Below are 13,860 nucleotides of genomic sequence, written 5' to 3'. Positions count from 1 at the left end.
GGTCCGGCCCCGCGCCAGGGGGCAGCCCGTCGCCCGGTCGGGCTGCGGAAGCGCCCTTTCTAGGAGGCCTGCTTCAGGGCCGGGGCCACATGGTCGGCGGCCCGGGCGCGCTGGCGCAGGGTCAGCAGCGTGTGCAGCAGACGCTCGCGCTCCGTCGGGCTGAGATCGGCCAGCAGCATGTCGTTCACCGACTGGCGCAGCGGCTGCAACCGGCGCAGCACGGCCAGACCCTGGCCGGTCACGGACAGCAGCTTGCGGCGGCGGTCCTGCGGATCATCGTCCTGGCGGATCAGGCCCTTGCGGATCAGTTCCGTCACGGTGGCGCTGATGTGCGGCCGCGACAGGCCGCGTGCGGCCGCGATCTCCGACGAGAAGATGCTGCCGGTCATCTTCGTCTCGTCATGGAAATTGGCGTCGCCGGCCACGTTCAGGAGAACGGTCCACTGCGGCGCGGTGAGGCCGGCCTGCTCCAGGATGGCTTCGCTCTGCCGCGACAGGGCGTTCGCGACATCGACGAGGCACAGGGCGACGGCATCCTCCGCCCTGAAGCGAAACAGGCTGTCCGGCATGGGGTGACCCACCTGAAGGAGAGAAAACGAACTGTAACGATCCTGCATGGGGCAGCGGCCGGCGACATTGACCTTGATCAATAAAGGTTGGGACGGCGAAAGGTCGTTCCGCCGCATCAGGGCTGCCATATCAGGGCCGCCGCATCACGCCTGTCCGGAACGCTTCCCCGGAACGCCCGCCCGGAACGCCGCTTGCCCCCGCCTGTTCGCCCTTCCGGAGACCGATGACGGGGGCCGCCGGCCATGAGCAAGCGCACCATCCTAGGCCGCGAGGTCGAGACCGACGTGCCGACACGGGACGACGGCAGCGTCGTCGAGCCGCCCGGCGGCTTCTACAGCGACGATCCACCCGGCGGTCCGCAGGAGGCGGGCCAGGATACCCTGGCCCGGATCGCCGCGGCCCTGGAGGGGATCGGGACGGAACTCGCGGAATTGCGTAAGGTGCTGGAACGGTCCGTCGGAACCGCCGCGCCCGCAGCGCCGGCCAAGTCCCCGGCAGACCGGACCGGATGACCCGATCGCGGACGGCGCATGTTCCAGCTCACCTTCCTCGGCACCGGGGCAACCGTGCCTTCGGCCCGGCGCGGCCTCTCCGCCCTTCTGGTGGAGCATGAGAGCGACCGCTTCCTGGTGGATTGCGGCGAGGGCACGCTGCGGCAGATCCGCCGGGGCGGCGTCGGCGTCCGCCGGCTGGACAGGATCCTGCTGACCCACGGGCATCTGGACCACATCCTCGGCCTCGCCTCCCTGGTCGGCACGCTGGACCTCTGGGACCAGGCCGACCGGCTGACGCTCTACGGCTCGGAAGAGGCGCTGCACATCGCCCGGGTCCTGCTGGACCAGGTGGTCTGGCCCGACGACCATCCCGGACTGGACGTGACCTACGCCGCCCTGAAGCCCGGCCGCTTCTGCGAGACGGGCGGGGTCGTCGTCACTGCCTTCCCGGTCCGCCATCACGAGACGCAGAGCTTCGGGTTCCGCTTCGAGGAGACGGAGCACCGGCCGCTGGACGGCGACCGCCTGGACGCGCTGGGCGTTCCGGAGGGCCGCGAACGGCATGAACTGGCCCATGCCGGCGCCGTCACGCTGGCGGATGGCCGCACCGTCCGGCGGGAGGACGCGCTGGGTCCGGCCGAGCGGGGCACCAGTCTGGCCGTGGTGGGCGACTGCGGCGACGCCGACGCCCTGGTGGAGTCGGTGCGCGGGGTGGACCTGCTGGTGATCGAGGCGACCTACCGCACCGCCGACGAAGCGACGGCACGCAGCCGCAGCCACCTGACGGTGGCGGACGCCTGCCGGCTGGCACAGGCGGCGGGCGTCGGCCGACTGGTGCTGACGCACCAGTCCGACCGCTACGACCCGGCCGAGGTGGAGGCGGAGGCCCGCGCCCACTTCGAACCGGTCATGGTGGCGAAGGATTTCGACCGGGTGGAGGTGCGGCCGGCCGGCGCCCGGAGGTGACGGCCTGCCGATCCCCCGCCCTGGGGGTTTCTCCGCCCTGGGGTCGTCAGGCCCCGATCGCCGTCCTGGCGGGCACCACATCGCCGAGATGCGCCAGACCCGGATGGGTCAGCCGGCCCTCGAACACGTTGAGGCCGTTCAGCAGGTGGACATCGTCCGTCAGCGCCTGGCGCCAGCCCTTGTCCGCCAGAGCCAGCACGAAGGGCGCCGTGGCGTTGTTCAGGGCGAAGGTGCTGGTGCGGGCGACCGCACCGGGCATGTTGGCGACGCAGTAGTGGATCACGCCGTCCACCACATAGGTCGGGTTGTCGTGGGTGGTGGCGTGCGAGGTCTCGAAGCAGCCGCCCTGGTCGATGGCGACGTCCACCAGGACGGAGCCGGGCTTCATCCGCCGCACCATCTCGCGGCTGACGACCTTGGGGGCCGAGGCGCCGGGCACCAGCACGGCACCGATCACGAGATCGGCCTCCAGCACCGCCTGCTCCACCGTCTCGTCGTTGGAATAGACGGTGTTCAGGCGGCGGCCGAACTGCATGTCGAGCTGGCGCAGCCGGTCCAGCGACTTGTCCAGCACCGTCACATAGGCTTCCAGCCCGATGGCCATGCGGGCGGCATTGGTGCCGACGACGCCGCCGCCGATGACGGCGACCTTGGCCGGCGGGGTGCCGGGCACGCCACCCAGCAGGATGCCGATGCCGCCGTAGCTCTTTTCCAGGCAGTGGGCGCCGGCCTGGATGGACATGCGACCGGCGACCTCGCTCATCGGCGCCAGCAGCGGCAGGCCGCCGTTGCGGTCGGTCACCGTCTCATAGGCGATGCAGACGGCGCCGGACTGCTGCAACAGCCGGGTCTGCTCCGGATCGGGGGCGAGATGCAGGTAGGTGAACAGGATCTGGCCGGGGCGCAGCATGCAGCATTCGTGCGGCTGCGGCTCCTTGACCTTCACGATCATCTCGGCGCGGGCGAAGATCTCCTGCGGCTCGTCCACCAGGGTGGCCCCGGCCGCGGTGTACAGCTCGTCGGTCAGACCGATGGCGGTGCCGGCGCCGCGCTGGACGATGACCTGATGGCCGTGCGCCACGAGCTGGCGCACATTGCCCGGGGTCAGGCCGACCCGGTACTCGTGATTCTTGATCTCCTTCGGCACGCCGACGAGCATGACATCCTCCCTGTCCGGAACGGTCGCGGATGATAGTCGGGCCGGGCCCGGAATGTCCTTGCAAAGGGGGCTGGCGCCGTGGCTCCTATGCGCAGGATCGTGCGCGCAATCCCATCCGGCGCGCAGATCCTTCGGCCCACGATGCTGCAATGCGCAAGATCGACCTCGACACGATGGATCGCCGCATCCTGGACACGGTCCAGGCCGACGGGCGGATCAGCAACGCCGACCTCGCCGACCGGGTCGGCCTCTCGCCCTCGGCCTGCCACCGGCGTCTGCGCCGGCTGGAGGAGGAGGGCGTGGTGGAGGGCTATGTCGCGCTGCTGAACGGCGGCGTCCTGGGCCGCGGCATGTCCGTCTTCGTCTCGATCACGCTGGACCGGCAGCAGGAACAGGACCTCGCCGCCTTCGAGGCGAAGGTCCGGGACTGCCCCGAGGTGATGGAGTGCTACCTGATGGCGGGCGACAGCGACTATCTGCTGCGCGTGCTGGTGCAGGACGGCGCCGACTATGAGCGGCTGCATACCCAGATGCTGACCCGTCTGCCCGGCGTGGCGCGGGTGCGCTCCAGCTTCACCCTGCGCACGGTCGCCAAGCGCACGGCGATCCCGACGGATTAGGCCGCGCGCAGCAGCCGCTCGGCCAGGACAAGGTCGGCGGCCTTGTCCACATCCACCGCCGCCTCACCCCAGGGCATCTCGACGAAGGCACCGCGCACGCCGGAGAGTTTCTCCAGCCGGGCCAGCGCCTCCGCCGAGGACAGACGGCCCAGGGCGAAGCGGGCGACGGCGACGGGGCCGAGCAGGCCGATCAGCTTCAGCGGGTTCTTGCGCTCGGCCTCCACCGTCCGCCACAGATCGGCCACCCGGGCCGAGGCCGGGGTGCGGAAGGCGAACAGGTTGCAGCCGGAATAGGCCGCATCGGAGAAGCGGATCCAGGTCCGCTGCGTCTCCGGCACGGCGGCCAGCACCGTCTCCGAGCGGGCGAGCCCGACGGCAACGTCCGCGTCGGCCGGCAGGTGCGTCCAGAAATGCGCGACCCAGTCCGGGCGCAGCAGCGGATGGTCGCCCGTCGTCACCAGCAGCGGGGTGCCCAGGTGCTCCAGCGCCTCTCCCACCGTGCGGGCGGGCGACGGGGCCGTCCCCAGCACCTCCAGCCGACCGCTGTCCGCCAGGGCGGCCAGTTCCGGCTCCGCCCGCACGACCCCGGCATCCTCGATCGCCACGGCGATGCGCCCGACGAAGGGCACCGCCAGCAGCGTGCGGACGACGCGGACCAGCATCGGCACGCCCGCCACCGGGGCCATCGCCTTGTGGCTGACGCCGGCGGCCAGCGCCACCGGATCGCCCGGCCCGCGGGAGCCGGCAAGCACCAGGGCCGTCACCCGACCGGCGGCCGGCAGTGTCGCAGCATCGCTCACAGCGGCTTCCCGTAGATGCGGTAGGTCTTGTAGATGCGGGCGTTGATGTTCTCCAGCATCCGCCGCATGGCGCCGTTCTCCTCCAGAATCCAGCCCAGCTCGAAGGCCTGGATGCCGCGCTTCAGGCAGGATCTGCGGCAGGCGTCGATCAGCAGCCAGGAGAACTGGCCGCCCGAGAGTCCCTTGGCGAACTTGCGCTTGACGCCCATCAACGGCACCCGGGCCGTCTTCAGGCCGCGCACCTTCAGCCGCCACAGCAGCTTGGCCCAGCCGAAGGGCAGCAGCTTCCCGTCCAGGTCCGTGATGGCCTCGTTCAGATTGGGCAGAACGACGATGAAGGCCGCGGGCTCTCCCCCGATCTCGATGAACCAGACGAGGTCCTTCTCGATCAGCGGGCGGATCGAACTGGCGAGATAGTCGGTGTCCGTGGGGGTCAGGGGGGCGAAACCCCAGTTGTCGAACCAGGCCTCGTTGAAGATCTCCGTCAGCGACCGGATCTCTTCCAGGAAGCGGGACATGTCCACGGGGCGCAGCACGGTGCCGGGCGGCAGCGGCCGGTCCAGCATACGGCGGACGGCCTTCGGGAACTCGTCGCGGATATCGTAATAATAGGCGTAGACGTCCTTCTCCTTGCCGTAGCCCAGCGCTTCCAGCCGCGGAGCGACATAAGGGAAGTCGTGCGCCATCAGCAGCATGGGCGGCGTGTCGAAGCCATCGACCAGCAGGCCCATCTGCTCGTTGATGGACAGGTCGAAGGGGCCCATGACATGGGTCATGCCGTGCCGGCGCAGCCAGTCCTCGGCGGCGGCGGTCAGCGCGGCGAAGATGGCCGGGTCGTCCTCCCCGTCGATCAGGCCGAAATGGCCGACCCCGTCCGGCCGCAGCGACAGGCGCTGACGGTCCACCTGCGCGCTGATGCGGCCGACATCCCGCCCGTCGCGCACGGCCAGGAAGAAGGCGACCTCGGCGTACTGGAAGAACGGGTTCTTCTTGCGGTCCAGCGTCTCCCGCCGTTCCAGCAGCAGCGGCGGCACCCAGTTGGCATGGTTCGCGTGCAGCCGGTACGGCAGGCGGATGAAGCGGTCCATCTCCGCCGGCGTCGTCACCGGCACGATCTCCACCCCCGCCCCGGCGGGCTCCAGCAGTTCGGCCGCGCTCACGGCGCCACCTTCGTGTCCGCCGGCGTCTCGCCGCCGCGCCGCCCCGCCCCGTCCGGCCGGTCCCGCGGCGGTGCGCCGGTCAGCTCCATGACCCAGGGATAGCGCCTCGCCTCCTCCAGGTCGTAGCCCAGGTTGAAGACGTGCCGCGACCGCGGCCGTTGCCGCGCCTCCGCATAGTAGGTGCCGAACAGCCTGTCGGGCAGGAAGCTCACGATGCCGTAATTCCCGTCTTCATCATGAAAGTGGTGGGCCAGATGGAGCTGCTTGATCCGCGCCACCCAGGCCCAGCGGGGTTTGTAGTTCAGATGCTGGATGCAGTGGAAGAACTCGTAGACGCAGGTGGTGACCAGCCCTGTCGCCAGCGCCGCCGCCGCCCCGGCCCGACCGTCGATGGCCCAGCCGACCGGCAGCGTCACCAGGGCGATGGTGGGCAGCGTGTTGGCGAGACTGCCGAACAGCACCTCCAGCCGGTGCGGGTCCTGATGATGGTCGAAATGGATGCGCTTCCAGAGCGCCGCCGTCCACGGCATCCGGTAGAGCCAGCGGCCGTGCAGGATGAAGCGGTGGATCGCGTACCACGCCAGCGGATAGACGGCGGACGCCACCAGCACGGTCAGCACGAGGGCGGCCCAGTCGCCGGCCCAGGCGAGGGCCATCCCGGCGCTGACCAGCGCCAGGGCCGTGTAGACCTGGATCGCCGGATAGGTCCAGTAGGCGACCGCGAGATCCCGCAGAGTCATGCGCCCGAGATCGTAGCTCCGTCCCCGCCAGGCTTCGCCCCACATGCGCGATCTCCTGTTCCTCCACCGAGCCGCCGGGAAGGTAGGACCGCCGGTGGGCGGCATCAAGCGACCGCCGTCACACCAGGGCCGTGGAAAGACGCCCTGCTGCCCGGATGCGTGCCTACCCCTCCACATGCACCAGGATGGCACCGCCCACCGCGGCGAAGAAGACCGTCGGCGCCCAGGCGGCGATGACGGCCGGCATGGCACCCGCCTCCCCCAGCGCCGCCAGCATGCCGTCCGCCAGCAGGTAGGTCAGCCCGATGCCGATCCCCAGGGCCATGCTGCCGCCCACGGCTCCGCTGCGGCGCATGCCGTGCGCCACCGGCGCCGCCAGCAGCACCATGATCAGGGTGGCGAGCGGCCCGGCATAGGTTTCGTGCAGGCGCGTCTCGTAATAAGCCGGACTCTGCCGTCCGGCCCAGTCGCCGCGCAGGATGCTGCGCAGACGCAGCAGCGGGATGTTCTCCGTCGGCTGCAACACCTCGACCACGTTGGCGGGATGCAGCCGCACCGGCCAGGGCGCCCGCACGAACGGCTCGGCTTTGAAATCGCCCCGGGTCAGGTCGAGCCGGGTGCCGTCCAGCAGGGTCCAGTTCCCCTCACCGTAGATGGCCGCCGCAGCCCGGATCCGCTCCGTCACGCGGCCCTGGTCGTCGCGGGGATAGAGGCTGACCTGCTCCAGCCGGGCGCCGCGCTCAAGCACCCGTTCGGCGGCGACGATGGTGTTCCCGACCCGCAGCCAGAGCTTCTTCTCCGCCAGGGGGAGGTCGTCGTCCGTCGGCGGTTCCGTCTCCGCCCACCAGGTGAGGAAGGCGCGTTCCGCCCGCGGCGCGATCTGATCGGAGAGGATCAGATGGAAGACCGCGATGGCGACGGCCGCCGGCATCAGCGTCGCCAGCAACTGGTAGGGCGTCAGCCCGGCCGACCGCATGGCGACGATCTCGTTGTTCTGGACCAGCCCGTAGAGCGTCGTCAGCGAGCCGACCAGCACCGCCAGCGGCACCAGCCGCTCGACGATGGAGGGCAGCCGCAGCAGGGCATAGGTGCCGAGATCCCCCAGAGCGCCCCCCCGCTCCAGCACGCGGCTGGCGGCGTCCAGCAGGTCCAGGAGCTGGAGCAGCGCCGTCAGCGCCACCAGCACGGCGAGGCTGCGCACCAGGAACTGGCGCGACAGATAGCGGGCGAGGGTTCCGGTCATGGCCGCTCCTTGCGGCGACGGGGCAGCAGCCGGATGACGCCGTGCAGCACGGCATCCAGGCGGTCGAAGGCATGCGCGAACGGGTTCTCGCCCGGCCGGTCCTGGGTGCGGTAGAACAGCCAGCCGCACAGCAGCGCGAAGACCACGAACGGCACCCAGATCCCCAGGGCGGCAGGCACGCGCCCGATATCGGCCAGGCTTTCGCCCATCTGGATGGAATGGTGGTAGAGGACGAGGATCGCCGCGGCCAGGGCGATGCCCAGCCCGCGCCGCGCCCGTTTCGCCGCCATGCCCATCGGCAGCGCCAGCAGCGGCATCAGCGGCAGCGATACCGCGCGGACGAGCCGAGCATGGAATTCCGCCTCCAGCGTGGCGCGCGGGACCAGGGTGATGGGCTGGTGCATCTCCTGCCACAGCTCCAGCAGGGTCAGCTCGCGCTCGCTGCCGCCGCGCGGGCGGAAGGGCGGCGCCTCCAGCGTGAATTCGCGGTCCAGCGTCAGCCGGCCGAAGCGCACGACCTCGACGGTGGCGTCCGGCCGGGTCCGCACCTGGACCCCGTTGTCGAGCGTCAGGAGAATGCGCTTGCGGTCGTCGCTGACGCCCAGCCGGCCGGATTCGGCCGTCGTCACCCATTCCTCCCCGTCGCGGAGCTGCTGCACGAAGACCCGCTCCAGGTTGCGGCCGGTGGGATCGACCATGTCGGCCGTGATCGTCACCCCCTGCCCCGCATCGACGAAGGCGGACTGGGGCACGGTCGCGTCCCAGGCGGCGTTGACGACGGCGTAGTGGATCGCCTGATAGGCGTAGCGGCTGTAGGGCTGGATGAAGCCGAACAGGAGCACGCTGAACACCATCAGCCCGGTCCCCAGCCAGAGGAAGGGCCGGGTGATCCGCGGCACGGACAGGCCGCTGGACTGGAGCGCGTCCAGCTCATTCTCGTCCCCGAATCTGGCGACGACGACGAACATGCTGATGAAGAAGGCGGCCGGCAGCGCGAGGCCGAGATAGTGCGGCACCAGATTGGCCGCCATGCGCAGGACGAGCTGGAACGGCCCGCCATGGTTCGCCAGCAGGTCGAACAGGCGCAGGATGCGCTCCAGCAACAGGGCCAGCATGACGACGACCAGCGACAGGGCCAGCGGCTTCGCCGTCTCGGTCAGGATGTAGCGGTCGATCAGCCGGGTTCCGAAGGGAATCCGGGTCCGGTCCATTCCCGCGGCGCTGTTGGCGACCTCGGTCACGCGCCGGTTCCCGTCGCCCGGGCATCCCAGGCGGCGCGCAGCCGGGCGACCAGCCGGTCCAGCACGGCCGGATCGGGATCGACCGCATCGCCCAGGGCGGGCGGTCCCGGCCAGCCGGGATCGGGGAACGTCACCCCTTCGAACTCCCGCGTGCCGTCATAGCGGGGAATGACATGGAAATGCACGTCGGGGTCCACCATCATCAGCATCAGGTGGTTGATGCGCTCGTATCCCACGACGTCGCGCAGCACCGCCTCCACCCGGGCCACCACCGGCTGCAAGCCGGCGAAGGCGTCCACGCCGAGCTGACCGAACGCGCTGGCCGGCTGCCGGGCGGCCACGACCAGCGATCCCAGCGTCGGCTGCTTCGGACGGACCAGCACCGCCCAGTGCGGTGTCTCCGCCACCAGCGTGCGCGGATAGCCGAACTTCGTCATGGTCGCGGTGGGAACGGCGGACATCTGGGAATCCCTGCACGGCGGAGTGACGGCGGGCACAGCGCCTCGGCGATGGGCGCGTACTCTAGTGATGGATCGCCGCGGGCGCAAACCGTCACTGGGCAGCCGTCACCGGTCCTGCCCGTCCGGGACCCGCTGTTGTTCTCAGGCGGCCCGCTCGGCCACCCCCTCCTCCTTCGCGCCCGTCTGCGCGGGCATCAGCAGGTCGTAATGGCCCAGGGTCCCGAAGGCTCCCGCCGACGCCTCCCAGCCGCGCACCGTGACCGCGGTGCGCCAGCCGTCGGGCGTGCGCCGGACCGCGACCAGGGACCAGCGCGCCGCATCGTAGCGGCCATGGGCGACGGCGGACGCGCTGGGTGCCGTCAGCGACGGGATCGGGCCGAGCGGTCCCGGCAACGCCGCGAAGCGGGCGCAGTGGGCATGCCCGTGCAGCACCAGTTCGGCCCCGGCGCGGGCCAGCACGGCGCGCACGGCGGCCCGGTCGGTCAGGGCCTTGCGGGCGCGGACGGTCCCGTCGGCCAGCGGATGATGCAGCAGCACGACACGGTAGCGCCCGGCAGCACCCTGATCCCGCAGCAGCGCCTCCAGGCGCCGGAGCTGAGGGTGGCCGACGCGGCCGGTGGCCAGCAGGGGCGCGGTCGGCACGGCCGAGCTGAGACCGATGAAGGCGACGGCGCCACGCACCCGCAGCGAGGGGAACAGCCCCCCCTCCCCGGGGGCGCCCTCCGGTTCGGTGCCGGGATCGCCTCGCATCCACGGCTCCCACAGCCCCAGGCCCCGCGCCCAGGGAACGGGCACCAGGGCATCGTGATTGCCGGGGACGAGCGTCAGGTCCTGCGGGGCCGCGGTGGCCTCCAGCCAGACCCGGGCCCGCTCGAACTCCTCCGGCAGGGAGATGTTCGCAAGATCCCCCGTGCAGACGAGGTGGTCGGGACCCTGCGCCCGGATATCGGCCAGCAGGGCGGCCAGCACCTCCGGCCGGTGGATGCGGTGCCGGCGGCGGCGCCAGGACAGATAGCCGAACAGGCGCTTGGACATCAGTTCCGTCCAGCCCGGGCCGTCCGGCGGCAGCGGCAGATGCGGGTCGGTGAAATGCGCGAAACGAAGGGCAAACATGCAACACCCGCTGAAGAAATCCGTCACATCACCGCCAAATCAGGCGTTGCGGCCAGTCGGTGCGTAGGCAGCGCCCGCCCGAACAGCTATCTAACCCGAAACATTGCGTTAAGAAGCATTGATGACAATGACTGATTCCCTGAACGACACTGTGACGCCCGGCGCTGCGACCTCCGCTGCGGACACTCCCGATGCCTCGCCTGGGGAGAGCCAGGCCATCGAGAACCGGACCGTCCCGGCCCTGCCGCAGGCAGCGATCATCGGCGACAGCCCGGCCGACATCTGGGGCATGTCCTCCGTCGAGCGCCTCCGCCGCCAGCTCGTGCGGGCCGGCGTGACCGCCGTGCGCTCCTGGTCGGAGGCACCCGATCCGGGAACGGCCCCGCAGATCCTGCTGCGCGCCGACTTCGTCTTCGACGAGGTGCTGGTGCGCGATCTCGTCCGCGCGCCCGGCACGCTGCTGCTCGATCCGGCCTCGGGCGAGGCGGTGGCCGCCCATGTCGATGCGGATAACGCCCCGGCCGTGGCTTTAGTCCTTCTCTCGGGGCAGGCGCTGCCGGACGGTCAGTTCCCGGCCCTGCGCACCGTCCGGCCGGGAGAGCTGTCCTCCGACTACAATAATGCCCTGCGCAAGAAGGAGCCGCCCTTCCTGCTGCGGCTGACGCCGGGGACGGTCCCTGCCATCGAGCGGCGGACCTTCGACGGCTCCTACAAGGGCGTCACCGATCTGGTGACCAAGTATGTCTGGCCGCGCCCGGCCCAGGCCGCCACCAAGTGGTGCGCCCTGAACGCGGTGACGCCGAACCAGGTGACGACCGCGTCGGCCGCGCTGGTGGTGCTGGCGTTCATCTCGTTCTGGATGGGCTGGTTCGTGATCGGCCTGCTGTTCGCCTGGGGGATGACCTTCCTCGACACGGTGGACGGCAAGCTGGCGCGGGTGACGCTCACCTCGTCGAAGTGGGGCAACGTCTTCGACCACGGTATCGACCTCGTGCATCCGCCCTTCTGGTGGTGGGCCTGGGTCGTCGGCCTGGGGGCCGCGGGCATGCCGCTGGGGAACGAGGCGCTGGTGCTGGCCATCGTCGTCGGCGGCTACGTCGCGCAGCGCCTCCAGGAGGGTCTGTTCCTCGCCCTGTTCAAGATCGAGATCCACATCTGGCGCCGCTTCGACAGCCAGTTCCGGCTGGTCACGGCGCGGCGCAACCCGAACCTGCTGCTGCTGACGGCCTTCACCCTCTTCGGCCGCCCGGACCTGGGCATGCTGGCCGTGACCATCTGGACGGCGGCGAGCTTCCTGGTCCACACGGCGCAGATCCTCCAGGCCTTCGAGGCCAAGCGGCACGGTCCGGTGCGGTCCTGGCTGGCCCCATGATCCGCCTGGGCCTGATCCGCAATCCGAGGAGTCAGCGCAACCGCTCCAGCCACGGCGACGTGGCCGGCCGGGCGGCGGAGATGCTGGGCCTGTTCTATGCCGAGCCCGCCACCCCGGCCGAGCTGACGGAGGTGCTGGCCGACTTCGCCCGGAACGAGGTCGGCATCATCGTCGTGGACGGCGGCGACGGCACGGTGCGGGAGGTCCTGACCGCCCTGCCCGAGGCCTATGGCGACCAGCAGCCCATGCTGTCCATCCTGGCCTCGGGCAAGACCAACCTGATCGCCGCCGACGTCGGCACCACCGGCCACGGCACCCGCGCCTTCTGCCGGCTGGTGGAGGAGGCGCGGCGCGGCTACCTGGGCAGCCATATCCAGCGCCGCCCGATCCTGGAGGCGACCTGGGCCGACGGCTCGCGGCCGCCGGTGCGCGGCATGTTCATGGGCACCGCCGCCTTCACCCGCGGCACGGCGCTGGCGCAGGAGAAGGTGCATGCCCGCGGCCTGTACCAGGGGCCGGCGGTGGCGCTGACCATCGCCGGCGCCCTGGCGCGGGCCCTGCGCGGCAAGGACGGCTGGCTGGACGGGGAGCCGATGAACGTCGTCGTGGACGGCTCGAACGGGCCGGACGCGAACCGCTTCCTCTTCCTGGCGACGACGCTGCACCGGCTGGTGCTGGGGATCTGGCCCTTCTGGGGCGAGGGGCGGGAACCGATCCGCTATCTGGACATCTCCGCCCATCCGGAGTCGCTGCACCGGGCGGTGCTGCCGCTGATGCGCGGCCGCCCCCAGCCCTTCATGCTGGCCGACGGCTACCGCAGCGGTGTGGCGGAGAAGCTGACGCTGGGCATCCGGTCGCCCTTCGTCATCGACGGCGAGATGTTCGATCCCGGCCCCGGCGGCACCGTGCATCTGTCCGCCGGCCGCAGCATGGACTTCGTGATCCCATGACTTCGGCCGCCCCGGAGACGCCGGCCGCCGGCGCTGCCGAGGCGCTGGTCGGGGCGATCGCGGCGGAACTGGCGGAGCCGGTCCCGCCGGCTGCCACCGCCCTGGCGCTGGATCTGGTCCGGCACGGGGGCGGCAGCGTCGCCGCCGTCCTCTTCTACGGTTCCGTGCTGCGCACCGGCGACCTGGACGGGGTGCTGGACTTCTACGTGATCGTGGACAGCCTGACCGGCTGGCACGGCCGGGGGACCTGGCAGGCGCTGGCGAACCGGCTGCTGCCGCCCAACGTGTTCTTCCATGAAACTCCCTGGCAGGGCCGTACCGTGCGGGCCAAGGTGGCGGTGATGTCCCGCAGCCAGTTCGAGCGCGCGGTGCGGCCGGACAGCCTGGACACGACGATCTGGGCCCGCTTCGCCCAGCCGGTCCGCCTTGTCCATGCACGCGACGCCGATGCCGGGCGCTGGGCGGCGGGGGCCGTCACGGCGGCCGTCGCCACCGCGGCTTGGTGGGCAGCGCGGCTGGGGCCGGAGAGCGGCACCCCGGTCGGATTCTGGGACGCCCTGTTCCGCCATACCTATGCCGCCGAACTGCGGGTGGAGAAGGGCGACCGCGCCAGCGGCATCGTCGGGCACGCCGCCGACCGCTACGCCGCCCTGTTCCGCCCCGCCCTCACCCTGGCCGGCACCGGCTTCGACGGGTCCGGTGACGGCATACTGCGCCCCGACCTCACCGCAGGCGAGCGGGACTCGGCCCGGCGGCGCTGGCGGCGGCGGCAGGTCGCCGGCAAGCTGCTGAACGTCGCGCGGCTGGTGAAGGCCGCCTTCACCTTCCGTAACGGGGTCGATTACATCGCCTGGAAGGTGGAGCGGCATTCCGGCGTGCGGCTGGCGCTGGCCCCCTGGCAGCGGCGCTGGCCGCTGCTGGCCGCGCCCGGCCTGCTCTGGTTCCTCTGGCGCCGCGGCGCCATCCGCTGA

15 protein-coding genes are annotated in these 13,860 nt (G+C 71.1%); 6 read left to right on the top strand and 9 right to left on the bottom strand.

Annotation, left to right across the window (positions count from 1 at the left end; translation table 11 throughout):
- Window positions 1-59: 59 nt before the first annotated feature.
- Window positions 60-569: a MarR family winged helix-turn-helix transcriptional regulator gene (locus ACFQPS_RS00845; protein WP_377355631.1), complete on the bottom strand. Its 510-nt coding sequence runs from the start codon at window positions 567-569 to the stop codon at window positions 60-62.
- 243 nt (window positions 570-812) lie between these two features.
- On the opposite strand from ACFQPS_RS00845, the gene ACFQPS_RS00840 reads away from it, so the two are divergent.
- Together ACFQPS_RS00840 and ACFQPS_RS00835 are read left to right on the top strand one after the other, a co-directional pair.
- Complete coding sequence (locus tag ACFQPS_RS00840) at window positions 813-1,082, top strand: hypothetical protein (protein ID WP_377355630.1); 270 nt, start codon at window positions 813-815, stop codon at window positions 1,080-1,082.
- An 18-nt stretch (window positions 1,083-1,100) separates the two neighbouring features.
- Complete coding sequence (locus tag ACFQPS_RS00835; RefSeq protein ID WP_377355629.1) at window positions 1,101-2,030, top strand: MBL fold metallo-hydrolase; 930 nt, start codon at window positions 1,101-1,103, stop codon at window positions 2,028-2,030.
- Between the two features lie 46 nt (window positions 2,031-2,076).
- Here ACFQPS_RS00835 and ald read toward each other — a convergent pair whose 3' ends face one another.
- A complete protein-coding gene (gene ald, locus ACFQPS_RS00830) occupies window positions 2,077-3,189 on the bottom strand; it encodes an alanine dehydrogenase (protein WP_377355628.1) in 1,113 nt (370 codons plus the stop codon).
- Between the two features lie 149 nt (window positions 3,190-3,338).
- Here ald and ACFQPS_RS00825 point away from each other — a divergent pair, with 149 nt between their 5' ends.
- Window positions 3,339-3,809, top strand: coding sequence for an Lrp/AsnC family transcriptional regulator (locus ACFQPS_RS00825; RefSeq protein ID WP_377355626.1), 471 nt, complete (start codon window positions 3,339-3,341; stop codon window positions 3,807-3,809).
- Here the strand turns inward: ACFQPS_RS00825 and ACFQPS_RS00820 are convergent.
- The 7 genes from ACFQPS_RS00820 to ACFQPS_RS00790 form a co-directional block, all read right to left on the bottom strand.
- Window positions 3,806-4,609: a nucleotidyltransferase family protein gene (locus ACFQPS_RS00820; RefSeq protein WP_377355624.1), complete on the bottom strand. Its 804-nt coding sequence runs from the start codon at window positions 4,607-4,609 to the stop codon at window positions 3,806-3,808. The two genes, ACFQPS_RS00825 and ACFQPS_RS00820, sit on opposite strands and share 4 nt — an antisense overlap.
- A complete protein-coding gene (locus ACFQPS_RS00815) occupies window positions 4,606-5,769 on the bottom strand; it encodes a dATP pyrophosphohydrolase (RefSeq protein WP_377355622.1) in 1,164 nt (387 codons plus the stop codon). Before ACFQPS_RS00815 ends, ACFQPS_RS00820 begins: the two co-directional genes overlap by 4 nt.
- Entirely contained in the window at window positions 5,766-6,554 is a 789-nt protein-coding gene (locus ACFQPS_RS00810; protein ID WP_377355620.1) for a sterol desaturase family protein, read from the bottom strand. Before ACFQPS_RS00810 ends, ACFQPS_RS00815 begins: the two co-directional genes overlap by 4 nt.
- Window positions 6,555-6,672: 118 nt before the next feature.
- Window positions 6,673-7,752: an LPS export ABC transporter permease LptG gene (lptG, locus tag ACFQPS_RS00805; protein ID WP_377355616.1), complete on the bottom strand. Its 1,080-nt coding sequence runs from the start codon at window positions 7,750-7,752 to the stop codon at window positions 6,673-6,675.
- On the bottom strand, window positions 7,749-8,993 hold the full coding sequence (locus ACFQPS_RS00800) for an LptF/LptG family permease (RefSeq protein WP_377355614.1): 1,245 nt from the start codon (window positions 8,991-8,993) through the stop codon (window positions 7,749-7,751). Before ACFQPS_RS00800 ends, lptG begins: the two co-directional genes overlap by 4 nt.
- Entirely contained in the window at window positions 8,990-9,454 is a 465-nt protein-coding gene (locus tag ACFQPS_RS00795) for an HIT family protein (protein ID WP_377355613.1), read from the bottom strand. The genes ACFQPS_RS00800 and ACFQPS_RS00795 overlap by 4 nt, the downstream gene beginning before the upstream one ends.
- Before the next feature lie 141 nt (window positions 9,455-9,595).
- Window positions 9,596-10,567, bottom strand: a complete 972-nt coding sequence (locus tag ACFQPS_RS00790) for a metallophosphoesterase family protein (protein ID WP_377355612.1) — start codon at window positions 10,565-10,567, stop codon at window positions 9,596-9,598.
- Window positions 10,568-10,694: 127 nt separating this feature from the next.
- Here ACFQPS_RS00790 and ACFQPS_RS00785 point away from each other — a divergent pair, with 127 nt between their 5' ends.
- From ACFQPS_RS00785 to ACFQPS_RS00775, 3 genes are read left to right on the top strand one after another with little or no spacing between them, the layout of a single operon-like run.
- Complete coding sequence (locus ACFQPS_RS00785; RefSeq protein ID WP_377355610.1) at window positions 10,695-11,939, top strand: CDP-alcohol phosphatidyltransferase family protein; 1,245 nt, start codon at window positions 10,695-10,697, stop codon at window positions 11,937-11,939.
- Window positions 11,936-12,889 carry a diacylglycerol kinase family protein gene (locus tag ACFQPS_RS00780; protein ID WP_377355608.1) on the top strand — a complete coding sequence of 318 codons (954 nt, stop codon included), beginning with the start codon at window positions 11,936-11,938 and terminating at the stop codon, window positions 12,887-12,889. The genes ACFQPS_RS00785 and ACFQPS_RS00780 overlap by 4 nt, the downstream gene beginning before the upstream one ends.
- Window positions 12,886-13,860, top strand: coding sequence for a hypothetical protein (locus tag ACFQPS_RS00775; RefSeq protein ID WP_377355606.1), 975 nt, complete (start codon window positions 12,886-12,888; stop codon window positions 13,858-13,860). The genes ACFQPS_RS00780 and ACFQPS_RS00775 overlap by 4 nt, the downstream gene beginning before the upstream one ends.

It is taken from the genome of Rhodocista pekingensis (assembly GCF_042665545.1).
Classification (GTDB): domain Bacteria; phylum Pseudomonadota; class Alphaproteobacteria; order Azospirillales; family Azospirillaceae; genus Rhodocista; species Rhodocista pekingensis.
Note: the sequence above shows the minus strand (reverse complement) of the source record. Positions and strands in the feature narration are given on the sequence as shown.